The 24,167-nt window shown below is 37.5% G+C and carries 18 protein-coding genes; 9 read left to right on the top strand and 9 right to left on the bottom strand.

Annotated features, from left to right (window positions below; genetic code table 11):
• Positions 1–395: 395 nt before the first annotated feature.
• Positions 396–1,385 carry a hypothetical protein gene (locus ZA07_RS12815; RefSeq protein WP_053972170.1) on the top strand — a complete coding sequence of 330 codons (990 nt, stop codon included), beginning with the start codon at positions 396–398 and terminating at the stop codon, positions 1,383–1,385.
• 113 nt (positions 1,386–1,498) lie between these two features.
• On the opposite strand, the gene ygiD is transcribed toward ZA07_RS12815, so the two are convergent.
• The 8 genes from ygiD to ZA07_RS12775 form a co-directional block, all read right to left on the bottom strand.
• Positions 1,499–2,380: a 4,5-DOPA dioxygenase extradiol gene (gene ygiD, locus ZA07_RS12810; protein ID WP_082316602.1), complete on the bottom strand. Its 882-nt coding sequence runs from the start codon at positions 2,378–2,380 to the stop codon at positions 1,499–1,501.
• A gap of 4 nt (positions 2,381–2,384) precedes the next feature.
• Positions 2,385–2,915: a YceI family protein gene (locus ZA07_RS12805; protein ID WP_053972169.1), complete on the bottom strand. Its 531-nt coding sequence runs from the start codon at positions 2,913–2,915 to the stop codon at positions 2,385–2,387.
• A gap of 26 nt (positions 2,916–2,941) precedes the next feature.
• Complete coding sequence (locus tag ZA07_RS12800) at positions 2,942–3,529, bottom strand: ester cyclase (protein WP_053972168.1); 588 nt, start codon at positions 3,527–3,529, stop codon at positions 2,942–2,944.
• 99 nt (positions 3,530–3,628) lie between these two features.
• Positions 3,629–4,057 (bottom strand): DoxX family protein, encoded by a 429-nt coding sequence (locus ZA07_RS12795; protein ID WP_053972167.1) that lies wholly within the window; start codon positions 4,055–4,057, stop codon positions 3,629–3,631.
• A gap of 6 nt (positions 4,058–4,063) precedes the next feature.
• The gene (locus ZA07_RS12790; protein ID WP_053972166.1) at positions 4,064–4,660 is read right to left on the bottom strand and encodes a YceI family protein; all 597 of its coding nucleotides are present in this window, start codon (positions 4,658–4,660) and stop codon (positions 4,064–4,066) included.
• A gap of 85 nt (positions 4,661–4,745) precedes the next feature.
• Positions 4,746–5,579, bottom strand: coding sequence for an AraC family transcriptional regulator (locus ZA07_RS12785; RefSeq protein ID WP_053972165.1), 834 nt, complete (start codon positions 5,577–5,579; stop codon positions 4,746–4,748).
• A 164-nt stretch (positions 5,580–5,743) separates the two neighbouring features.
• The gene (locus ZA07_RS12780; protein ID WP_053972164.1) at positions 5,744–6,103 is read right to left on the bottom strand and encodes a VOC family protein; all 360 of its coding nucleotides are present in this window, start codon (positions 6,101–6,103) and stop codon (positions 5,744–5,746) included.
• A 4-nt stretch (positions 6,104–6,107) separates the two neighbouring features.
• Positions 6,108–6,758 (bottom strand): hypothetical protein, encoded by a 651-nt coding sequence (locus ZA07_RS12775; protein ID WP_157492146.1) that lies wholly within the window; start codon positions 6,756–6,758, stop codon positions 6,108–6,110.
• 383 nt (positions 6,759–7,141) lie between these two features.
• Here ZA07_RS12775 and ZA07_RS12770 point away from each other — a divergent pair, with 383 nt between their 5' ends.
• On the top strand, positions 7,142–10,750 hold the full coding sequence (locus ZA07_RS12770) for a hypothetical protein (protein ID WP_053972202.1): 3,609 nt from the start codon (positions 7,142–7,144) through the stop codon (positions 10,748–10,750).
• A 19-nt stretch (positions 10,751–10,769) separates the two neighbouring features.
• Here the strand turns inward: ZA07_RS12770 and ZA07_RS15920 are convergent, their stop codons facing one another.
• Positions 10,770–10,946, bottom strand: coding sequence for an AraC family transcriptional regulator (locus tag ZA07_RS15920; RefSeq protein ID WP_231628681.1), 177 nt, complete (start codon positions 10,944–10,946; stop codon positions 10,770–10,772).
• 830 nt (positions 10,947–11,776) lie between these two features.
• On the opposite strand from ZA07_RS15920, the gene ZA07_RS12760 reads away from it, so the two are divergent.
• The 7 genes from ZA07_RS12760 to ZA07_RS12730 all read left to right on the top strand — a co-directional run bounded on the left by ZA07_RS12760 (position 11,777) and on the right by ZA07_RS12730 (position 24,136).
• On the top strand, positions 11,777–16,021 hold the full coding sequence (locus tag ZA07_RS12760; protein WP_157492145.1) for an ATP-binding protein: 4,245 nt from the start codon (positions 11,777–11,779) through the stop codon (positions 16,019–16,021).
• Between the two features lie 236 nt (positions 16,022–16,257).
• Positions 16,258–17,835, top strand: a complete 1,578-nt coding sequence (locus ZA07_RS12755; RefSeq protein WP_053972160.1) for a M20 family peptidase — start codon at positions 16,258–16,260, stop codon at positions 17,833–17,835.
• An 11-nt stretch (positions 17,836–17,846) separates the two neighbouring features.
• Complete coding sequence (locus tag ZA07_RS12750; RefSeq protein WP_053972159.1) at positions 17,847–19,184, top strand: amidohydrolase family protein; 1,338 nt, start codon at positions 17,847–17,849, stop codon at positions 19,182–19,184.
• Between the two features lie 7 nt (positions 19,185–19,191).
• Complete coding sequence (locus tag ZA07_RS12745; protein ID WP_053972158.1) at positions 19,192–20,517, top strand: amidohydrolase family protein; 1,326 nt, start codon at positions 19,192–19,194, stop codon at positions 20,515–20,517.
• A 7-nt stretch (positions 20,518–20,524) separates the two neighbouring features.
• The gene (locus tag ZA07_RS12740; protein ID WP_053972157.1) at positions 20,525–21,898 is read left to right on the top strand and encodes a serine hydrolase; all 1,374 of its coding nucleotides are present in this window, start codon (positions 20,525–20,527) and stop codon (positions 21,896–21,898) included.
• 51 nt (positions 21,899–21,949) lie between these two features.
• Positions 21,950–23,209, top strand: coding sequence for a DcaP family trimeric outer membrane transporter (locus ZA07_RS12735; protein WP_053972156.1), 1,260 nt, complete (start codon positions 21,950–21,952; stop codon positions 23,207–23,209).
• A gap of 12 nt (positions 23,210–23,221) precedes the next feature.
• On the top strand, positions 23,222–24,136 hold the full coding sequence (locus tag ZA07_RS12730; protein ID WP_053972155.1) for a hypothetical protein: 915 nt from the start codon (positions 23,222–23,224) through the stop codon (positions 24,134–24,136).
• Positions 24,137–24,167: the final 31 nt, after the last annotated feature.

Genomic DNA, 24,167 nt, shown 5'->3' with positions numbered 1-24,167 from the left:
ACAAAAAAAATATATGATTTTTTAAACAGTTTTAATTTTTATTCCTTTTCATAACCCTCAAAAATTCCAACAAACGTCACAGGTGCTTTCAATAATATTATGTATAAGTATTTGATAATCAGGTGAAAAATAATTAATTTTAAGGAGGTGTCTTATGATGGAGGGGCTAGATCAAAGTTTAATCTTTAGTTTTCAGAACCTTTCAGTGCTGGAATCTGTGTATAGAGAACATAGTTTTACAATAGCCATAGAACCATTAAAGGATAATTAATCTACAGTTAAAAATTAATAAATGCGGTGTCATGATATCCTGTTAGTCCACAATACCGTGGGGTGAGACGAGGAGTAATTAAAAGTATTGATTGGTTTTGTTAAAGAACAAAAGCGGAAATTATATGTATAATAAGAAATCTGACCACATTTTTTTTCTATCGATTGCAATATGGATATTTATCATTTGCATTTTAGGCTTTACAAGAACCTTATCATCTGATAATGCCCCAATTACCACTTTGGCTCCCTTTACCGCTATTCATGGAATTATTTCTTTTGGATTTATTTTGATCTATCTGGTTCAAAACATTCTAATGAATACTTCAAAATATAGAAATTGGCATTTTAAACTGGGTTGGATTGGCCTCATTTTCCTTATTGCCACATTTGTTAGCGGTATAGCTGTAGCTGTTCTTACTGCTCAGATGCGAGGAAAGCCATTAGAGGCAATAGGAGAGTCAAGCATTAAATTTCTTGTAGCATTAGTCTTTGGATTAGCAGGAATTTATTACCGGCAAAAACCATATATCCATAAGCGGTTGATGCTTCTTTGTGCAATGGTTTTAGCTGTAGCTGCAGTAACAAGACTCGTTATTTTTGGCTTTGTGGCAGCAGGAACAATTCTTAGTTATTTACTTTTTTTTCTAGGGCCACTTATCGCTTTAATCATTTATGATGCCTTTACTTATCGTAAAATATTTAGAGTGTCAATCTTTGGATTTGTTTTTATATTCCTAGGAATTTTTATGTCTGATTTTTTATGGCAAACGAAGACATGGGAGAAGATGGTTAACCTTGTTACCCCAATAGAGAATGTTAAAATTGATAACATTGGGCTAGTGGGAACTGCTTCTCCTGGAGGTTGGGAGAAATCTATCTCGTTTGAAGCATCAGCTTTGAATGACAACCAATGGGTGCTTGAAGAAGTGAAATTAGAAGACGGTAGTGTTAAGTTTATAATGGATAACCGTTATGATTACATTTGGGGAGGTGATGGAACTTCCAACGGAAAACTGGTGAGAAATGGAGAGGATATTTACGTTATAGCGGGTCTTTATCAAGTTATTCTGGATTTTGAATCAAAAACCTATGTGTTTCTTGAGCGGAGTTAGTAAGATTGCCGAACCTATTGTAGATATAGTATATTTCATAATTGGAAGAAATACGGAGCTTGCTAAGCTTTTTAGTAATCCAATCTTTTATTTAATTTAATTACTCTTAAAAGTTATCCAGCAATAAACGAAGTCATGGTTAAAGAACCTCCCACGGCTTTATCATTAAATAGCCTGACGGCTTCGTTTTCGTCTTTTAGCCCTAAGGCATAAAGCATGGGGATGTAATGTTCTGGAGTTGGAATAGCCAGATCAAAGGCGGTACCTTGTGATTTAAAATCGATTAGCTTTTGATGGTCCCCATTCAAAATGTGCTTTTTCATAGTTTCATTGGCTTCAGTTGCCCATTCAAAAGCATAGTTTTCATGAAGTTTGTTCCAAGCTACTTTTCGCAAATTGTGCACCATATTCCCACTTCCAATAATCAATACTCCTTTATGGCGTAGACTGTTTAACTCTTGAGCTAATTCATAGTGGTGACGACCTGGCTTGGAATAATCAATACTCATTTGAATAACAGGTACATCAGCATTTGGATACAGATGTTTAATTACACTCCATGCGCCATGATCCAGACCCCATTTATGGTCTAATTCCACATGGGTTTTGGTAATGAGTTTTTGTGTTTCCAAAGCTAAATCTGGACTACCAGGAGCGGGATATTCTACATCAAACAAAGCCTGTGGAAAGCCACCAAAATCATGGATGGTTTTCGGGTTGTTCATGGCTGTTACGAAGGTACCACGGGTTTCCCAATGTGCGGATACACAAAGGATGGCGTTGGGCTTTTGGAGACTTCTTCCTATGGTTCTAAATCCTTCTACAAACTCATTCTCCTCGATGGCATTCATCGGACTGCCATGACCCAGGAATAATACAGGCATTTTGCCTGTATTACTCATGTTGGAGGTCATTTTATTTAAATCTCTTAAGTGCATTGTCGAACCTATTAAAGGTAATAAAGCTAAAGATGTTAAAAACTCTTTTCGTTTCATAAAGTTAGGACTCCTGTTTAACAAATTGAACTTCTGCATGAAGTTTCACTTCATCACCAACCAAAACGCCTCCTGTTTCCAAAGCTGCATTCCAATTTAGTCCGAAGTCTTTACGGTTTATTTTTCCAGTCACTTCCAAAGCTAGTTTTTCATTACCCCAAGGATCCTTGTTGGTTCCACCGTAGTCAACATCCAATTCAATTTCCTTACTCACATCCTTAATGGTTAGGATTCCCGAAAGTTTGTAAGTGTTATCGTTTATTTTTTTAAATGATTGACTTTTAAAGGTAATAGTAGGGAAGTTTTCAGTGTCAAAGAAATCTGCACTTTTCAAGTGGTTGTCTCTATCTGTATTGTTTGTACTTATAGAGCTAGATTCAATTTGCACATTTACGGGTGATTTGGTTAAATCTTCTCCCTCAATAGAAGCTTGATAATTTGTAAAGAACCCTTTGACATTAGAAATCATAAGGTGTTTTACTTTAAAACCTATTTCACTATGTGTTGGGTCGATTGCCCATGTTGTATTTGCCATGATTTGATGTTTTATTAATTTTAAATTTATTCAGCCAATCCTATTTGTTTCATAAAGGATAGATTATCATAGAACAGGTATTCTTCGGTCATTTTTGAACCATCCCAATGTCCGATTGTAGCCATTCTTAATTTGAATGTTTTTCCAGTTGGAGGAATTGTTTTTCCATCACCAATAGGCATTGGTTCTGTGAAAGTCCCTTCTAATTCACCGATAACGGCTGTCCAGTCACCTGTTCCAAATTTTACGGGATGTGTTTTTATTTTAGTATCTGGTGCGAAAACAAACATGGGTTTTAAGTCATTGATGTGGTTTGGATACAGTCCTTTTGAAATACTTCCATCAGCATTATAAACAACGATATCATCGGTATGGCTGTGGCTAAAGTTTTCCCATTTTTGGTTGGTATAAAATTCAAAATCCAAAGAATCAAATGCTACCAAGCGTTCTTGGGTTATGGCTTCGGCATCCTTATATATTTGTAGTTCTGCTTCCAAAGTGGCTATTTTTTCTTCCAACTCGGTGGTTTTGTCATTTGAACAGCTAGTAAGAAAGGTCATGAAGACGAAAGCTACTGTTGCTATTTTGCTTAAGGTTTTTAGAGTTGATTTCATTTTAAATGTGTTTTAAATTGATATTACAAAGGTCAGAATATTAGGTGTTTAGTATCTTATACTTTTCGGTAAATGAATGGTAATTTTAGGAAATTAGAGTTAACTCAGTCCGAATAGTAGGTAATCCAATGAGAATGTACCGCTTCCTGAAAGGCATAGGGCCACATAAATTAACAGGTATAAAATAGGCACTTCTTTTTTGTCAAAAGGTTGAGATTTCAATGTATGAAAAGCCGCTATAATCATGGTGAACAATAATGGAATCACGGTGATGGTTGTTCCTAGGCCTAAAATGACACAGATAGAGAAAAATATTTCCACAAAAGCAGCCATTTTAAGGGAGTTACGCTCACTTAAACCAAAGGTTGCAAAAAATTGGATGGATTCTCCAGACATTAGCTTCTTAACTTTTGGAATCCCATGTTGAAGCATTAATATTCCAATTGCTATTCTCAAGATAAAGAGTGCCACATCAATATTTGTAGCACTCTGATTTACTTTTAAGATCTCTAATAAAAAATCTAGCATGACGATTTATTGTTTGTCAGGTTGAATAAATTCTCCTGAGAATTTGATTCTTACTTCATCACTTACAATTACCTCAGGGAATTTGTCACCTACTGAGAAATCTGATCGTTTGATAACACCAGTCACCTGAAATGAGGTGGTAAGTTTAGAACTCATAGGATTGGTAGTTTGACCTCTGTAGATAAGATCAAGAGTAACTGATTTGGTTACTCCGTGCATGGTCAAGTCCCCTGTTAATTTGAATTTTCCTTTTCCTTTTGCTTTTAATTCAGTGGTTTTAAATGTCAATGTTGGAAATTTTTCAACATCAAAAAAATCAGCACTTTTGAGGTGGTTGTTTCTAGCTTCCACTAAGGTATTAATGGAATTTGTTTGAACTGTTAACTCAAAAGTGGCATCGCTAAAATCAGGTTTTGACGCGCTAACTTTAATGGTTGCATTGTCAAAAGTCCCACTGACATCGTTAAATCCTAAATGTGTTACTGTAAAATATAATTGGGAGTGTGGAGGATCATTGGTCCAAATTTGCTTTTCAGACTGTGCTGTTGCAGTTAGGTTATTAATTAAAAATACGGCTGCTAAAATTAGAATTGTTTTTTTCATCTTTTACTTGTTTTACATTGACAATGCAAAGATGGAAACAACAAGCGCCTGTGGTCTTACACAATTCGGTAAACGAATGGTAATTTTAGGAAATAAGGGTGCTTTTCATTTCTTCACGAAACTCATTTGGTGATTGACCAGCTTTCTTTTTGAAGACTTTTGAGAAATAGGAGTTTTCGTTGTAGCCCAACTCATAAGCTATTTCTGAGATGGTCTTATCAGTAGAAATAAGGAGGTTTTTGGCTTCTATCAACTTACGGGTTTCTATAATTTCAGAAACACTTTGTTCCATAATATTGTGGCAAATCAAGTTAAGGTTTCTTGAGGACATAAAAAGTTTTTCAGCATAAAATTCCACTCCCACTGGTCTCCTAAAGTTTTCTTCAAGGATATTTAAAAAGTTTCCAAAGGAAATGTGTTGTGTTTTTTGAATGGTTTGATCAGGTGGCGTCAATTTTTTTCGTTCCGTCTCAATCATAGTAAGTAATACCCCTAACAACTGTCTAATAATGGCGTAGTCAACCAATTCCTGTTGTGTTTCATCATATATCATTTGGCACAAAGTGACCAATCTCTTAAAACAAAAGCCTTCCTCCAGAGATAAGTTGGCTTGATTGTGATAAAGTGAATACAGTTGAAAAGTGGTCTCAGGAATAAATTCACTTTTAAATCGAATGCCCCAAATTTCGCAATCTCCGTTTAGTGGTTTAGGCAGAAGTTTATGTACTTTCCCTTTGGATACAAAACTCACAAATGGGGCTTGTGTTTGTGTTGTGTTGAAATCTATAAAATGCTCTAGTTCCCCTTTAATTCCGATTAATAATTCTTCGAAATCATGATTGTGCGGCTCTTCAGATAATTCAGCAATTCTGTTGGCTTCCTCAACATCAACCTTAAATATGTGAAATAATTTATTCATTGAAACCTTGATTGGTTAAGCTAGGCAATGGATTAAATCCAAGAAGGAGCATTTGAAATTATTAGTATAAAGATAGTAAAAAGGGGAAAGACCTTATGGTTATCTTTTGTTTTTTCAAAAGCCCATTTTCTAGAGATCTTCTATTTCTATGGCTTTATAATCCTCTAAATTTTAAAATACGGATTATAAATAAGGCCAATGATATTTCCGAAAGGGTCTTTCACTGTAGCTGTCATTAATTCGCCTCCCACATTATATGGTTTTTCATGTGCTGTGGCTCCTATTTGAATGAGGCGATCATAAACTTCCTTAATTTTGTCAACTCCCCAATAGGAAACAACGCTCTCAATTTTATCTGTGGTGGGGTTTTCTTCGGGTTGAAGTCCCAATTCGTAGCCACCAATATTGAAGCCAACATAATAGGGTTCATTGAAGTAGGGGGGAGTTTCAAAAGCTTTGGTATACCATTCGGTTGCTTTTTGAATGTCACCTACTTTATAAATTGTTGTTCTTAAACCAAGCATGTTTTTATTGTTTTGGTAATACTATTTCTAAACTTGTCTCCTTAAAGGATTTTAAAGTATATTTTTCTGTTTCATTTTCTGATATGGCAGAGAGGACTAGCCCTGATTTGTCATAATTAAGGTCTTGAATACACTCCATAGGATGTAAACAAGTAAAGCGAAATAGGGGAAATAAATTAAGTTCTGATTTTAATATTTGTAACTCCAACTTGCTTTTTGACCTAGTTTTGGCTTTGTTTTTATAGAAAATTAAATCAACGGTTTCTTTATCTTCCTCAATGGAAACTTTTTTAAAATCAAAATGAATATTGTTATGATAGGATTGTTCAGGGAAATAGTCACAAAATGAGTTTGTAGAAGAGTAGACAAAATCAAAATGATCAATGTTATCTCCGTTATTGGATGTATTATGGGCTACTTTATAATGATATATTTTCATAGCTTTAAAATCATAAACACTTGCATCTTGACTTCCATCATGATTATTGTGAACATTCATTAGATAATTATCATTTGTGGATATTCCAAAGGTGCTATACTCATAATTTGAGGTTTTGTAGTCAATAGCATATGTAACCATCATATCAAACTTCAATGTCTGACCAAATAGCATTGTAAAAGGTAGTAGAACAAAAATTAACAAGAATTTATTCATAAGGGTATTTTAAAAGTGACTTTTCAAGGTAAATGAAGTTCTTCAAACAAGCAAAATCTGTTAAGAATTTAGCAGCAAACCGAAGATATAAAAATTGTGAGGATTTTCCTTAGTAAAAGTGGAGATCACGAACCTAACCTTGGTAAAATTGTTTCTCAACCTCACCACAACAAGAATCTTAGCCAAGTTCACGGTTTAGAAGTAGTCGTAAAACTATTCTGCAGGGAAATAAATTTGGCTAAATTTTCAAGTTTCACTCCCTATTGTATCCGTTTTTAGGTCTTAAAAATGTTATAGATAGTTAAAATTTATGCATATCTCTTTTTTTTTGTTGAAATTTCCTGTTAACAAGCTCTCCCTGAGCTCTAAAAAAAAGCATGTCTATGGTGAATATTTTTACGTTTTTGCAAAGTCTTTTAAATACCCATAAAATTTATTTCCCATTTTGTCTCATCCTTATCTTCAGTTTTACGCATTCCTATGCACAGGAAGGAGTTAGGGAGGTTTCTCAAGTTTTCTATTTCACGGGTAATACAGGGGTAGATGAATCCCATTATACTCAAGAAGTTCTTTCTGCCATTTCCCAAATGTCTCAAGTTGATGACAAAGCTACCTTTGTGGCTATAGGTAATATAACAGGTAAAAATGGATTCCCTCCTAAAAAGAAAGACCGGAAAAGAGCGGAAGAGCTCTTACAGAAAACCTTGATGGAACCCATGCAAAATTTTAATGGACGCGTCGTTTATACCCCTGGGAAAAATGAATGGAACAAGAATGGCCATGAGAATATAGATGATATGGAGTCTTTTATTCAAGATAATAGCAAAGCTGAATTTTGGCCAAATGATGGTTGTGTGAGAGAAATAGAAGATTTGGATACCGATAATGTGGAACTTCTTATGATTGATTCCCAGTGGTTTTTGGAAGATTGGGATGAACAATTGTACATCAACAATAAATGTGATATTAAAACCAGAGAGCAATTTTTTTCAAAATTTAAAGACGACCTAAAGGATGAACAAAACAAAACGGTTATTGTAGCCATCCATCATCCAATATTGAGTAATACCAGACGCGGATTCCTTGAAAAAATTGGAGGTGTCAAAAAGGAAGATTATTACAGTCAGCAGCGTAAAAAGCTACGAGGTGCTTTAGAAACAATGGCCAGTATGTTTCCAGATGTGATTTTTGTTTCAGCCAGTGATGAAAATCTTCAATATCTTTCAGATGATGGTATTCCACAAATAATTAGTGGCACAGGTGGGAAAAAAACAAGAAAGGCTAAAGCTGATGAGGAAGATGGACAATTTGCGTCTCATGATCATGGCTTTGCTAAACTGACTGTTTATAACGATAACAGCTCAGAGGTAGCGTTTTATTCGGTTGAAAATGGGACTACTCAAAAGGAATTCAGCAACATCATAAGAAGACAACAAACTACCATGGACGAGGTGTCCTACCACGATATTAGTGACTGGCCTGCAACCAAAAAAGCATCGATTTACACTTCAGAGGAGACCTCTAAAAGTTTGCTTTACAATTTCTTTTGGGGCTCCCATTATAGAGAGGTTTATAGTAAAGAAGTGGAAGTCCCTGTGTTGGATTTAAGTAAATTACCGGGTAATCCAGTAGCTATCTCAGAAGGGGGCGGAAATCAATCTCGTTCAATACGCATTAAAGATGAAGAGGATCATGAGTATACCTTAAGAGAGCTTCGTAAAAGCGCGGTGCGGTTTATTCAATCGGTGGTGACAGATCATTATGTAGAAGATTATATGGATAATACGGTGGCCGAAAGACTGGTTCAGGATTTTTATACCACCGCCCATCCGTATGCCCCTTTTGCACTTAACCCTATGCTTGACACTCTCAACATTTATAATGCTGAACCTGAAATTTATTACTTGCCTAAACAAAAAAACCTGAACATTTTTAATGAAGATTATGGAGATAAGCTTTACATGATGGAAACCCATGCAGGTGATGAGAATAAAGATAATCCCAAATTTGGAGCTCCCGATGATATCGTATCGACTTCAGACTTGCTGAAGGATATGAGCGAATCCAAAGAATATCAGATTATGGAATCTGAATGGTTAAAAGCCCGATTAGTGGATATGTTAATTGGCGATTGGGACCGACATTCTGACCAATGGCGTTTTTCAGAGTTTGAACAAGAAAATGATATCAAGTTATATAGGCCCATACGTCGTGATCGTGATCAAGCTTTTCCAAGATATGACGGCCTGCTACTTAAATTGATCAAGTTGGTGATTGTTGACTTCAGAAAAATGCAAGATTTTGAAAAAGGATATAAAAACATAAAATGGCTCAATTTTGATGGGTATTCATTAGATCAGGCTTTTATAAAGAATCTCTCATGGGAGGATTGGAACAAACAGGTAGAATTGATCCAAAATAGATTAAGCGATCAGGTAATTGAAGAGTCTTTTAAGGTCTTGCCTAATGCGGTTCAAGACCAATACATAGAGGACATTAAAATAGCCTTAAAAAAGCGTCGAGATGAATTGGCTGAGCCGGCACGTGAGTATTATGAGTATTTGAATCGGGTTCAAATCATTACGGGAACAGAGGATGATGATATGTTTTTAATTACACGGCTGCCAGAAGGTAAAACCAAGGTTTCAATTGAAAGTGATGATAAATTGGTTTTTGAGCATACCTATGACAAAGGCCTTACCAAAGAAATATGGCTATATGGTTTGGATGGTAAAGATGAGTTTCAAATAGTAGGAGAAGGGGATCATTTAATCAAGTTGAAACTGATGGGAGGAGAAAATAATGACACCTATAATTTTGAAAACAATCGTAAGGCGAAACTTTATGATTATAAAAGTAAAAAGAATACCATCAAAGGACATAGTAGGAAATGGTTGGTTGACGATTATGATATAAACAATTACAATTCTGAAAAGAAGAAGTATACAACCAATACGGTTTTTCCGGCCATAGGATGGGATCCGGATGCTGGCTTTAAGGTAGGATTTTCAGATACTTTTACAACCTATGGACTAGCAAACAATCCTTTTAAATCACAACATACCTTTGGAGCTGCCTATTTTTCAGCAACCTCGGGATATGAGTTCACATATTCAGGAGAATTTGCACATGTGTTCCACAATTGGAATTTTGGTATTGAAGCCGGATTTACCAGTCCCAATTATGCCATGAACTTTTTTGGCTATGGAAATGAAACTACCTATGACGATAATGCCGTAGACAAACAATACAATCGAATTGGGATTGCCCAATGGTATGTGGCCCCTTCACTCATCTATAGAAATAAGCACGGAATAAAGTTTACCATAAAACCGATGGTAGAATCTCATATGGTAGATTACAATGCCCAGGAAGCCACAGGAGAATTTTTCAACCCAGAAAATGATGTGTTTGAAAGTCAAATGTATGCCGGAGGTGAAATATCTTTCCAATATAAAAACAAGGGCAATCAATTAGCCTTTGTAAGACGGGGTTTTCAGTTTGACTTGGCTACGGGTTACAAAACCAATATAGATGAATTTAATAATGAATTCCTGTATTTAAAACCTTCGCTATCCATTGACTATCCCATTCATGAAAGTGGCATAGCCGTATTAGCAACCAAAATAGGAAGCCAGATGGTATTTGGTGATAATTATGAGTTTTATCACGGTGCGACTTTGGGTGGAAATTTTAGTCTTAGAGGGTATCGAAACGAACGTTTTAATGGAAAGACAGCTTTCTACCAAAGTACAGATTTAAGAGTGGGAATAGCCAAGTTTAGAACCAATTTTGTTCCTATAAGAATGGGAGTTACTGCAGGTTTTGATTATGGTCGGATTTGGGTCGAAGATGACCAGTCTCAGGTGTGGCATAACAACTATGGAGGCTCTATTTTTATTAATGGGTTTAATGCTCTATCGGGTAATTTGGGACTGTATCACGGAGCAGATGGTAACAGATTTACCTTTTCTTTAGGATTTACTTTTTAGAAAGCATGGAGTAAATGTACTATGCAGATTGGCCAAAATCAAAACCAATTGTTTCCCTGAATAGTTGAGGTGATATATCAGTTTGCTTTTTAAAGAATTTGCTGAAATAATATTCATCGTTATAACCTAATTCATAGGCAATTTCTTTGATGGTTTTGTGGCTGACATGAGCACGCAGTGTGAACCGGCGTGGCAAAATCAGCTAGGGTTTTCGGGTTAAGAATCTAAGTTAGTAAAGTTGCGAGGATTTTCCTTGAGGAAATTAAATGTACTTTCTTAGACTAATGTAAGAGCATCTTTATAATTGGGCATAAAAAAGCGGTTTAGCAAAGGCTAAACCGCTTATGTACAATTATTTAAAATTTGTAGCGAGACCGAGATTTGAACTCTGGACCTCTGGGTTATGAATTGATTAACTGATAAAAATAGATATTGATTATCAGTTAGTTATAAATAATCGTGTTCAAAATCGTGTTCACCTTCCTGTTCGGTTTTGTGTTCACGCGGTTAATACTTTGGAAAAGTAATAATTATTGGAGTATTAGCCAAGATATTAGAATTTAAATCATTACCTATGTCTTTCGCTTAATCACTTTGTCATTTTTTTATATAAACCAAAAAACAATCAATTTTCCTAAGCTAGTTTTGAATAGTAAAATGGTTTTGTCAATTATTATTAGGAATACCAAAAGTTATATCTAGAATTTAAGTAATAAATCTTTTGAATGAATTATTTTTATGTAATAAATGATTTCAAGCTTTTTATATAAATTTAGTTTATGATGAGGTGTTATATGTTGTATTCTAGTATTGCTTTAAGTGTCAGAAAACTGTTTTACTAACTTGAAAAGCAATTAATTAATTTTTTTAAACTTTCAACTAGAGTCTATTGTGAACGTGATTCTTAAGTTACATAAAATCAAAATTTTACTTACAATAGCTATAATTTTCTTCTGTTCACCAAATTTGTTATTTGGCAACGACACCATACGGTTTTCGGGATCACCGTCAGCTAAATTTTCAAAGTTGTATACATTAGTTGATGGATTTGCAACACTCCACATGGATCAGGTTTTTGTTGACTCGAAGGGTAGAATTTGGATAAACCCGCGTGTTGAAGATGCAAGAAATTTACGATTGTCATTTTTTGAGTACGATGGTACACAAAGCTTTTTTTATGAATTAAAACCAAATTGGTTATCTGAAGAGAATGTAGTTCATAGTTGGTATCTTTTGGGAATCACACCAGATGGATTTTTATTTGGGGTAAATCGTCAAAACAATATTTTGTTCTACTGGCATCCCGATACGCAGGAACAGTATTTTTTTAAACTTGAAAATGGTTTAACCCTATTAAATATTGTTCCTGATCCTAAGGGCGGTATCTTCGCGCTGCTTTTGAATGAGGAAAGTAATACCTATACTGTTTCCCGATTTTACAAGGACACAAAAGAGGAAATAGCATCCATTCAACTTAATTTTGATGATCCCGTACAACTTCATTATCATTATCCGAATAAAATAGCAACAACTCCAGGTTCGTTGACATACCCTTTTGAGATTAAAGACAACTGGGGCTGGTTCTTTCATGAGCGAAAGGGATTGGTAAAACTCAACCTTTTAAATAAGACCTTATCTTTTAAGCCCTGGAGCGAATTTGAGAATATTCCAACCATGCAAAAAAATGAATACGATGTACCTCAGACTCATCAAAAAGAATTTGTTTGGAAAATAATTGACAAAAATAGCGATGAGCTGTTATTGTTCCTTGGACAGCAAAATGGCTTTTTCAACCTAAACAATAACTCTCATAAACTTAGTGTTGAAAACCAACTCAATACATTAATGCTTAAAGATGGTGGAGAAAATCCAGTTCTTGAGGTGTATTTTGCCAAAGATTTAGAAAACAACCTTTTAATAGTATCGGGATATTTTGACCCTTGGTCAGCTTACAAGGATGTTAACAACCTTCAATCTGTTTTAATAGATAAGAAGGGCAGTTGGTTCAATTATACTTCGCTTTTGCGTAAAATGATTGATGCAGCCATTTTTACCGATTTTTGGTATCAAGGAAAATTTTTCAGTGCTGATTTTAACAAGGAAATAGGTTCAACACTGACTGAAAACGGGATGAAATTGTTGAGTTTAAATCCTGATTTGGAAATTAAGACAATTAATTATCACAAAACCTACAAATTGGGTTCCATGCTGCAATTAGACAGCACTAATTTATTGATCAATTCAACCCCACAAGTATTTCGATTAAGACAATTAAACGAAACTCTAGAGCCTAATTCAAGCCATGGGGTCTCGGTAATCCACGAAAAAGGAACTCACAGACCTAATTCTGGCCGACTTATTAATAATGGGTATCATATTCAAACAAGGTCTTATTCTTCAGTTGTAAAGAGGAACGGGAAAATCTGGATGTCTGCACGTTTTAATATGGTAAACCGAACAGGTTTACAGTGGTATGATCCGGTTAGAGATACTACTGATCATATTTCTACCGAGATAATCTTTGAAAAATTTGCCTTTATCAATGATAAAGAGGTTGCCTTGTTTGAGGATAATGGTGATAATACAAATATAGGAGACCTTCACATTTTCAATATAGAAACAAAAACAATGCGTACTTTTATCAAGGAGGAAGTTCCGTTCACCATTGGTGCAAAAGTGAACGACATTTTTCAATCCAAAGATGGAGTTTTATGGATTGGTGCCCAGAACGGATTGTGGCAGATCGATTTCAATAGTGGTGAGGTACGGCATTATGATCAACATAATAACTTAAGGAACGCCAATATAATATGCATTTATGAAGCTTCTGACAGTTTACTTTGGTTAGGTAGTGGCAATTCAGGAATATTTATACTCAACAAATCCACTGATTCCGTCAGACAGATTACAGTTTCAAACGGACTGTCTAACAACACCGTTATGGGCATTCTTTGCGACAATCAATTGAACAGATGGGTCTCAACTTCAGATGGTATTTCGGTATTAAATTCTAGTGGAAAGATATTATTTTACTTAAAGGAATCAGATGGTTTAAGTAGCAATCAGTTTAACGAAAACTCTTGTGTGAAATTATATGATGGAAGAATGGTTTTTGGAAGTGATGCTAGTCTTAATATTTTACAACCTGATCACATTCTTCAAACGCTCCCCAAAAGGGAAGGTGAGACAATTTATTTGACTGGATTAAAGTATTACGACAATAAGAAAAAAGGGAATATTGTGAGAGAGGGGTCTTATAATACGACTGATTTCCTCCAAATTCCTGCTGCGAAAAACTATCTTTATCTGGATTTTGCAATATCAAGTTATATAAACCTGCAGGAGCAAACGTATAGTTATCGATTACTCCCTTTTTCTAAATCAAATAAAAATGACGCTTCAATAGACTGGATAAATCTGGGAGCTGAATCACAGGTTACGATCAATAACCTACCTCCAGGAGAGTTTATCGTTCAGGTTCGTGGTACTGATGAGCATTCTATTCAGGTTGATAAACCATTGGAAATACCAATTCATGTAGGGCAGTTCTTCTACCTCACATGGTGGTTTTATTTACTTTGCGGAATACTTATCTCTGTGGTCATTTTTGTTTATATCCGTAGAATCCAGACCGAGCAAAGTAGATTAAGGGTAGAAGTTGAAAAAAGGACAGCACAAATCAGGAAAAGTAAAGAGACCATAGAAAAGCAAGCACTGTTGTTAAGTGAACTAGATCAAGTCAAGTCCAATTTCTTTACCAATATTTCCCATGAGTTTAGAACCCCTTTGACAGTTATCCTTGGATTGATAGAGCAAAGTGAGGGGCAAGAACGGATAAAAAAGCTAATAGCGAGAAATGCAAAGCTTTTGCTCAATTTGGTTAATCAAATTTTGGAGCTTAGAAAATTGGAGTCAGGAAACGTTTCCATGAACCTTATTCAAAGTGATATTGTCGCCTATATTCAATACCTCATTGAGTCCTTTCACTCCTTGGCCGAGTCCAAAGAGGTGACCGTTGTTTTTGAAGCAGATCAAGACCATTTCATAATCGACTACGATGCCGATAAAATCATGCATATTGTCTCTAATTTACTTAGCAATGCGATTAAGTTTACACCACCTGAGGGGAAGGTTTTGGTGACTTTAAAGACGTCTGCGGATACAGAAAGTAGTTTTTATGAAATAGTAGTTGCTGACACAGGAGCGGGAATTCCAGAGGGCAAAATCGAGCATATTTTTGATCGTTTTTATCAAGTTGATGATGAGGTGAGTAGAACAGGAAGTGGGACAGGTGTAGGGCTGACTTTGGTTAAAGAATTGACTAACTTTTTGGGCGGAAATATAGAAGTGGAAAGTAGTCAGGGTACAGGTGCAATTTTTAAAGTGAGCCTCCCTATCACCAATTCTGCTCCAATAATGGAGGAAAGTCCCATAATTTTAAATGATAGGTGGCACCTGGTAGAACCAATGGATGCTGATTTGGAATCCTATGTAGTCAAACAGGACCGGGCTCATCCTAGTCTTTTGGTTGTGGAGGATAATCCAGATGTAAAGGCGTATCTCATGACCTGCCTACAGGATGATTATAATTTGATGCTTGCCTCAGACGGACAAGAGGGATTGGAAATGGCCTTGGATAAAGTGCCAGATTTAATTCTGAGTGATGTCATGATGCCAAAAATGGATGGCTTCACATTATGTGATTATCTAAAAACTGATCAACGAACCAGCCACATACCGGTCGTACTTCTAACAGCAAAAGCTGATTTGGATTCCAGAATTGAAGGTTTGCAACATGGGGCCGATGCCTATTTGGCAAAACCTTTTGATAAACGTGAATTGACCGAGCAACTTAAAAACTTATTGCTACTACGAAGAAGATTACAAGAACGTTATTCCAGTTTGCAAAATATTTCTCCCTCTAATGAACCAGCCGTAAAAAAAGAAGACGAATTTATATTGCAGTTAAAGCAAACCATCTTAAATCACATGGCTGATGAAGGATTTGGTGTATCAGAACTTTGTGAAAAGGTATTCATGAGCAGGACCCAATTACACAATAAAATAAAATCCCTGACCAATCGCTCAACTTCCCATTTAATCAGGTTGGTTCGTATGGAAAAAGCTTGTGAACTTCTAAGGGAAACAGACTTAAATGTAAGTCAAATAGCCTCTGAGGTTGGTATTGAAAGTTTGTCCTATTTCTCAAGAATCTTTAAAGAAGAAGTAGGAGTCTCTCCCAATAAATACAAAGAAAACCACACTTCTTAACAATAGGTAAAACCATTTAACAATAAGTTAAAGGCATTGAACAATAGGTAAACTATTTAAAACAATAGGTTAATGAGCGTGCTCTTTTAATTTGGAACTTTGTTGTGTTAAATGGTTGGTAGGGTGAGTCTTAGGTGATTTATCTCATTGTTTGCTTTTTGATAAATGCCTATCTTTAAGAGTGTAGATTCCTACTAAAAATGTTAAAATCAAACTATTAATTAATTATTATAAACATGAAAAAATCAATTAAAACCTATGTGTGCTTTTTGGGTGTCTTACTTCTTTTTGGTTGTAACCAATCAGGAGAAGGTAAAAGCTCACTTGAAGAACAAGAGAGTACTTCTCAAGAGGTTGTTAATCTAGAAGACTTCACCTCGATGCAGATGACCGGTGTAGAACAAATAAACGTTGATGTTGATCTGGATGGTGCGGTAAAACGTCTATCCAAAGCCGTAACCTTTCCTACCATATCCAACCAGGATAGAAACGATTTCGACACCAAAGCCTTTTTGGATTATCACAAATTTTTGGAAGCATCCTATCCTTTGGTTCACAAGACCCTAAAAAAAGAGGTGCTTGGAGATCCTAGGCCTTATAGTTTATTGTTCACTTGGGAAGGTAAAGATACAAGTTTAGAGCCGGCTCTATTTTATGCACATGAAGATGTGGTTCCTGTTCCTGCAGACTCCAGAGATCAATGGGAAGTTGATCCTTTTTCTGGAACTGTAAAAGATGGGTATATCTGGGGTCGTGGTGTATTGGATGATAAAAACCAGATCCATGCCATTCTGGAAGCTGCTGAAATGAAAATTAAAGAGGGCTGGCAACCTAGCCGAACTATTTATTTTGTATTTGGACAAGATGAAGAAGTGGGCGGTCCGGAAGGAGCTAAACATATTGCCGATGTGTTGGAAGCGCGTGGTATTAAAAGATTTTCTTATGTCATGGACGAATCCGCCCCATTAACTCCAGGTATTTTTCCTGGCATTGAAGAGAATACAGCACTTATCGGTATTGCTCAAAAAGGCTTCATTAGTTTGGAATTGAAAATGGAAGGAGTTGGGGGCCATTCGTCTCAGCCACCTACGGAATCTAATATTGGCATTTTGGCCAAAGCCATTACCAAATTAGAGGAAGCACAGTTTCCTTATAGAATTCATCCAGCAGTTCGTTCACAATACCGCTATATGGGTCCTGAATTACCCGAAGAGCAACAACCTTTATATGCTGCTGTAGCCTTTGGTAAGGATGGAGAAGTGACTGATCTGGAACAGAAATTTATTGATGTCATGGCTCAAAACCAAGTTACTAGGGCTATGCTTCATACTACCATTGCGGTGTCTATGTTCAATGCAGGTGTCAAGGATAATGTGTTGCCACCAGCAGCTACGGCAGTAGTTAATTTCCGCCCAATGCCAGGTGATACGCCAGAAGTAATTATCCAGCATGTAAAAGATGCTATTCAAGACAATCGCATTACGATAAAGGATATATCAGCTTCTACACCAGCTACTAACATTGCTGAAGTAGGGAATCCCGCATATAATATGTTGGAGAAAACCATACGCCAAATCTGGGGAAATGACCTAATGGTGTCTCCATTCTTTGTAATTGGTGGATCAGACTCCAAACATTTTCAGGAACGCCCGTTTGCTCCAGATGTATATACCATTACTGCGTTGCAACTGGAAAACACTAAAGAATTTGAAGGGTTTCATGGAGTTAATGAACGGATATTGGTGAGTGAATATGGAAAATCCATAGGATTCTTCTATACCATATTTGACAATCTGGAAGATTTAAAAAAATAATACCACTAATTATGAGAGCAAAAATATCTAGAATAGTCATTCTGTTTTTGTTTTTAGCTGTTGGCGTTTACGCACAAGAGCCTAAAAAACAGATATTAATAACTAATGCCAAAATATTTGACGGAACCAATAAGTTGGTCGAAGGTAAAGATGTTCTCATTCAAGGGAACAAGATTGTTCAGATAGGTAAGGGCATTATGATTACTCAAGACGAGAATTCCCAAATCATCGATGCCTCTGGCAGGACGTTGATGCCAGGCCTTACTGATGCCCATTATCATTTGATGCATGCCCATATTGCCAGTATGCAAATTTTTGTGAATGACATTGGTTATCTAACATTGGTGGGAGCCGAAGCTGCTGAAGCAACATTGATGCGAGGATTTACAACAATCCGGGATCTTGGAGGTCCGGTTTTTGGGATCAAGAAAATGATAGACGAGGGAAGAATAGTGGGCCCAAGAATTTATGCTTCAGGTGCTTATATCACGCAGACCTCTGGTCATGGGGATTTCCGGTTTCCTAATGCAATGTCAAGAAAAGACGGAAGAGAACTTCTGGACGGGGAAATTATGGGGTGGACAAAGATCGCAGACGGTGTCCCTCAGGTGATGAGACGGGTGCGGGAAAATTTAATGAGTGGTGCCACACAAATCAAGGTCATGGCGGGTGGAGGTGTTGCCTCACTCAGTGACCCGCTGGATGTGCAGCAATATACTTTGGAGGAAATGAAGGCTGCGGTGGAAGTGGCAGCGACCTGGAACACCTACGTAGCTGTACATGCCTACTCAGATGTTGCGGTTCGTGGTGCTTTGGCAGCGGGGGTACAATCTATTGATCACGGACAGATGATCACGGAAGACACCGCAAAATTAATCAAGGAACATGATGCCTGGCTTAGCTTACAACCAATTCTGAATGATGAAGACGCCATTCCATTTCCCGATGGATCTTTCGAACAACAAAAATACTTGGCCATGACTGCTGGCACGGAAAAAGCCTACGAATTGGCCAAAAAGTATGACCTGAAGGTCGCCTTTGGTACGGATTTACAAAACGGTCCTGAAATTGCAGCCAAACAGGGAAAGGTACTGACCAAACTTAAAAGATGGTATGAGCCATGGGAGTTGTTGAAAATGGCAACCAGTACCAATTACGAACTTTTCAAGATGTGTGGACCCAGAGATCCCTATCCAGGGGAGAATGGTGTAATCAAAGAGGGAGCATTAGCTGATTTACTCCTGATCGATGGCAATCCGTTGGAGAACATCGATTTAATCGCCGATCCGGAGAACAACTTCAAGGTAATTATGAAGGATGGTAAAATCTACAAAAACACCTTAAAATAATACAATTATGAAAAAGCTAAATATTCAGCTCTTTTTGCTTTTGGTGGTGACCCTTCTAAGTGGATTCACATTTGCTCAAAAAGCAGAAACAAAAATTTTAATTACCAAAGCCAAGATTTTCAACGGTGTTGATGAAAAATTAATTGATGGGGATATTCTAATCGAAAACAACCTCATCAAAGAAATTGGACCATCCATTAAAGCTCCTAAAGGCGCCAAAGTGATTGATGCAGCCGGTAAAACAGTGATTCCGGGACTTATAGACATGCACTGGCACATGATGTGGGCCAAGCTCTCAGTACCGGTAGTCATGTCGAAGGACGCCTTTTATTTGGGTATTATGGCTGCACAGACAGCTGAGGAAGATCTGCTACGCGGTTTTACCACCTTGCGTGACGTTGGGGGGAATACCTTTGGACTGAAAGAAGCCATTGACCAAGGAATTATTCCCGGGGCCCGCATTTTTCCTTCGGGCGCTTTGGTGAGTCAAACCTCCGGTCACGCCGATTTTCGACCAGGACTAGAGCCAAACCATGCCCCTTACCTGGAGACATCTGGGCATACGATCATTGCAGATGGTGTTCCTGAAGTCTATCGCGCCGTACGTCAGCAGTTACGTCGCGGGGCCACCCAGATTAAACTCACTGCAGGTGGCGGCGTGTCGTCCGATATGGATCCACTTGATGTAAGACAATATTCTTTGGAAGAACTCAAAGCCGCAGTTGAAGCCGCTGATGAATGGAACACTTACGTAGCAGTACACGCATTTAGTGACGATGCGGTGCAAATGGCGATTAAAGCCGGCGTGAAGTCTATAGAGCATGGGATGCTACTAACCGATGAAACGGCAAAAATGATGGTAGAAAAAGATGTGTGGTTGAGCATTCAACCCATCCTTAACGATGAAGACGCCATTCCGTTTCCAGAGGGGTCGAATAATCAAAAAAAATACGTGGAAGTTACAAATGGTACAGATAACGCTTATGCATTGGCTAAGAAACATGGTGTGAAGACCGCCTGGGGAACAGACGTGATCTTCGATCCCGGACTATGCCTAAAACATGGTAAGCTATTGGCAAAATTAAAACGTTGGTACACACCGTACGAAGCCTTAAAAATGGCGACCTACGACAATGCCCAACTGCTTAAGTTGAGTGGCCCGCGCAATCCATATCAGGAAGGTGAATTAGGTGTTATTAAGGAAGGCGCCTATGCCGACCTGATTATTGTTGATGGTAATCCTTTGAAAAACATTGATCTGGTTGCCGACCCAGATAACAACTTTAAGGTGATTATGAAAGACGGGAAGATCTATAAAAACACTTTGAAATAATAGAATCATGAAAAAATTAACACAATTTCTCGCTATTGTTTTCCTGCTTGGTATAGTCATGGTAGCATGCAAATCTCCTTCGGAAAAGAGCAATTCAGAAACCATCATCTTGGATAAAAATGATGTCAGGGGCTTAATTTATGCCAATCCTGAAGAGGTGGCTTCCAATATTTCATTCGATGAGGTAGCGCGCATCAGCACTTATTTCCATCAACCTGAAAATGCCGTGAAAATTCAGTTTCCCAGTACGGAAACCGAATACGCCTGGCAGCATTGGTCACAGTTTTATATCACCGCACCTTTATATAGGAGTGGACAGGTAAGTGAATTGTCGTATAATATTCATCCTGATATTGGTGATTTAAGTTTTGTGGGCAGGGATGGTAAGACCGAAACCGTAGACTTTCATTTTGAAAACTTCCCCATTGATGCCATGGTAGCAGTTAAAGGAGGTGAAATTGTGTATGAACGCTATAAAACCATGCGTCCAGATGATAAGCATATTTGGTTCTCGTGCAGTAAGGTTACTGGCGCTACCATGCTCGCCTTTTTGGAGTATGAAGGTAAAGTGGATGTTAAAAAACCCGTTACCTTTTATCTCGAAGAACTGAAAGGAAGCGACTGGGATGGCGTAACCGTTGAAGAAACCCTAGATATGGCCACTGGACTAAATGGAACGGAACATGACGAACCTTTGCACGATTCCAGAACCAATCCCGAACAAATATGGTTTAGATGGGCCGCAACATCCGATGTGGCTGTTTTACCGGGAGACAGAAGCAAAAACTGGTACGATATCCTAGGCGAGATGAAACGGGTAAAACCAGGGCACGAAGCATTTGAGTACAACTCCATCAACACCTTTGTGATTAACCGGATTGTAGAAAAAGTTGGTAAAATGCCAATGCACGAACAATTGAGTGAACGTATATGGAGTAAACTGGGGATGGAGCACGATGCAGATCTTTCAGTAAGTCCTAGTGGAATGACATTAGGTTGGTTGGGTATGAATACCAGTGTACGTGATATGGCCCGCTTTGGAATGGCGTTTACCCCTAGTGGAGCTAAACTGGCTGGAGAGCAAATTATTCCTGATGCCATCATTAAAAAGATTCAAGATACATCACATTCCGGCATGTATGCCAAGGCCTATGCAGGAAAAAAATTCGCAGAATCTTTCCCTGATGTAAAAGGATTAGCCAATAGATACCAATGGGATGTAGTATTTCCAAATGGAGATTTCTTTAAAAGTGGTGTAGGCGGACAAGGACTTTTTGTGTCTCCATCTCAAGATATGGTTGTAGCCTGGTTCTGTACCGGTGATGGAAATAATTTGGAAGAGGTTATGGCCAGAGAGATTATTTATAGTCTGGCTGAATAAAAAATTGTAAGCATTAATCATGTTCTTTTAGGAACACAACATAAAATAACCATGACATTAAAGAATTATAAAGTTTTTCTGCTTTTGGTGGCAAGTCTGTTACCTATGGGGATGTATGCCCAAGTAGAAACGGCAAAAGATTCTGTGAAAAACCATTTGGTTATCCCAGATAGGGATCTCAAAGAAGATGTTTTAAAAACGGCATCCGAGAAATTTACCAGTAACGATTTTCCTGGTTCATGGCCCATGTTTGGTACCGATTTACGCATGAAAATAGGCGGGTATTTAAAGGTGGATGCTCTCTATGATTTTGATGGTACAACGGATAAAAGTCAGTTTTTAATGTCTACGATCCCTGTGGAAGGAGAACCCGATTATGGAAATGAGGGATACATTTATTTCTTGGCTAAGGAGACGCGAATTAATGTAGATATCCGACGTTTTGCTGAAGATAAAATCCCCTTACAGCTATTTATAGAAGGTGATTTTTGGTCTGATGGCAATCAGTTTAGATTGCGACATGCCTATGTCACGGCAGGCGATTTTATCATAGGACAAACCTGGACGACCCTTTCTTTTCTACAATCTATGGCTTTCATGATAGACTTTGCTGCAGGTGATGCCCTTGCGGGAGGACGATCGGTTCAAATAAGGTATCAAAAACAAGTATCAGATAAAATTATGATCGCTGCCGGTCTTGAATACCAAGGTTTCCTAGGTATTGAGAATCCGAATGACTTTGAGGGTCAAGCCAATGTACAATTACCTTTATTGGCTTTAAGAATGGACTACAAGTGGAAAACAGGGATTTTATGGACCGGTGCAAGTTTTGCGCAATTAAGATGGGATGGAGGCTCTACCGGGCCATCTGATCAAACGTTACAATGGGAAGTCATTGTGGCAGGCCGGCAATATATTGGCAAAAACAGCTATGTGTGCTTTAATTTTAACTATGGTGATGCCTATGGCGAGAACATCATTGCCTTTGCAGGTAGTCAAGCCAATGCGGTGTTAAATGCTGAAGGAAAATTGGATCCTATTTTGGCCAAATCGGCTTTAGTTGGCTTTATGCATAGATGGTCGCCAGGTTTAGAATCCAATTTTAATTATGCATATGGCTGGTTAGATGCTCCAAATTCCAGAGCGCCTTATGCCCTAAAAAGAGGAGGGGTAGGACATGTGAATCTCGTTTATCATTTCGATAAAAACTTCTCTATTGGAGCTGAATATATGTGGGGTGCGCAGCGTACAGCCAATGATGCTTTAGGTAGAGCAGGTAGATTACAAACCATGGCCAAATTTGAATTTTAAAAATTAATTAAAATGAAAAAAATCAACTATTTATTACCAATTATATTGATCCTTTTGGTCTCCAACACCATTTGGGCACAAGAAGATACGGATGACGCTAACAAACCTAAAAGTAATGATGATATAGCCAAAGAGCTATCAAACCCCAATACCACATTGGGTACTATGGCGTTTCCTATTGATGTGGTGTTTTATAACGGCGATTTGCCAGATGCAAACAAACAAACAGGTTCTTTATTGAACTTTCAGCCTAGTTTACCTATTCCACTTTCGCCCGGGGTCAACTTGTTTGTAAGACCTTTGGTTCCTATTTATTTGAGTCAACCAACATTTGAAGCCAATGGATTTGAACAGAAAGGAGTCAATCTCGGAAATATTAGTGCTGATGTCGCTGTTGGAAAAACTTTTCCCTCTAAGTTAATAGGAATTGTTGGTGTTTTTGGGAGTTTCCGGACCGCCTCAGATAAGGCATTGAGGTCAAATTACAATTTACTAGGACCAGAACTAATGGTAGCTCAGATATTTGATTGGGGGGTTTTAGGAATCATGTTTAATCATGCTTGGAGTTTGAACAGTATAGATGCCGATGTGACCAGCTCAACCGTACTTCCTGATGATTTTTACACAAGTACTGCAGGGAGGAAAGAGACAGCCAGTATTACCGCAGGTCAGTATTTTTATGTCTATAACCTAAGTAAAGGTTGGCAAATAACAGGACAGCCCACTTTTTCATATAATCATAAAGCTGCTAAAGGAAATAAATTTACCTTTCCCGTAGGAACAGGAGTGAATAAGATAACACGTTTTGGAAAAATGCCCATTAAATTGAGTATGCAATACTGGTATTATGTGGCCTCTCCGGATAGTTTTGGTCCGCAACATCAAATTAGGTTGCAAATTGCACCAGTGGTTCCATTACCTTGGTAAAATAAAACTAAAATTGACTCAAAACCATTGG

This window comes from Mangrovimonas sp. ST2L15 (assembly GCF_001280515.1).
Classification (GTDB): domain Bacteria; phylum Bacteroidota; class Bacteroidia; order Flavobacteriales; family Flavobacteriaceae; genus Mangrovimonas; species Mangrovimonas futianensis.
This window is presented reverse-complemented; position numbering and strand designations above follow the sequence as displayed.

Bases quoted from the DNA above. Each gene is read 5' to 3' on its own strand.
- ZA07_RS12780 (WP_053972164.1), bottom strand. From the start codon at position 6,103: ATGCTTGGTTTAAGAACAACAATTTATAAAGTAGGTGACATTCAAAAA.
- ZA07_RS12755 (WP_053972160.1), top strand. From the start codon at position 16,258: ATGAAAAAATCAATTAAAACCTATGTGTGCTTTTTGGGTGTCTTACTT.
- ZA07_RS12775 (WP_157492146.1), bottom strand. From the start codon at position 6,758: ATGAATAAATTCTTGTTAATTTTTGTTCTACTACCTTTTACAATGCTA.
- ZA07_RS12795 (WP_053972167.1), bottom strand. From the start codon at position 4,057: ATGCTAGATTTTTTATTAGAGATCTTAAAAGTAAATCAGAGTGCTACA.
- ZA07_RS12815 (WP_053972170.1), top strand. From the start codon at position 396: ATGTATAATAAGAAATCTGACCACATTTTTTTTCTATCGATTGCAATA.
- ZA07_RS12790 (WP_053972166.1), bottom strand. From the start codon at position 4,660: ATGAAAAAAACAATTCTAATTTTAGCAGCCGTATTTTTAATTAATAAC.
- ZA07_RS12745 (WP_053972158.1), top strand. From the start codon at position 19,192: ATGAAAAAGCTAAATATTCAGCTCTTTTTGCTTTTGGTGGTGACCCTT.
- ZA07_RS12730 (WP_053972155.1), top strand. From the start codon at position 23,222: ATGAAAAAAATCAACTATTTATTACCAATTATATTGATCCTTTTGGTC.
- ZA07_RS12805 (WP_053972169.1), bottom strand. From the start codon at position 2,915: ATGGCAAATACAACATGGGCAATCGACCCAACACATAGTGAAATAGGT.
- ZA07_RS12785 (WP_053972165.1), bottom strand. From the start codon at position 5,579: ATGAATAAATTATTTCACATATTTAAGGTTGATGTTGAGGAAGCCAAC.
- ZA07_RS12770 (WP_053972202.1), top strand. From the start codon at position 7,142: ATGGTGAATATTTTTACGTTTTTGCAAAGTCTTTTAAATACCCATAAA.
- ZA07_RS12750 (WP_053972159.1), top strand. From the start codon at position 17,847: ATGAGAGCAAAAATATCTAGAATAGTCATTCTGTTTTTGTTTTTAGCT.
- ZA07_RS12800 (WP_053972168.1), bottom strand. From the start codon at position 3,529: ATGAAATCAACTCTAAAAACCTTAAGCAAAATAGCAACAGTAGCTTTC.
- ZA07_RS12735 (WP_053972156.1), top strand. From the start codon at position 21,950: ATGACATTAAAGAATTATAAAGTTTTTCTGCTTTTGGTGGCAAGTCTG.
- ygiD (WP_082316602.1), bottom strand. From the start codon at position 2,380: ATGAAACGAAAAGAGTTTTTAACATCTTTAGCTTTATTACCTTTAATA.
- ZA07_RS12740 (WP_053972157.1), top strand. From the start codon at position 20,525: ATGAAAAAATTAACACAATTTCTCGCTATTGTTTTCCTGCTTGGTATA.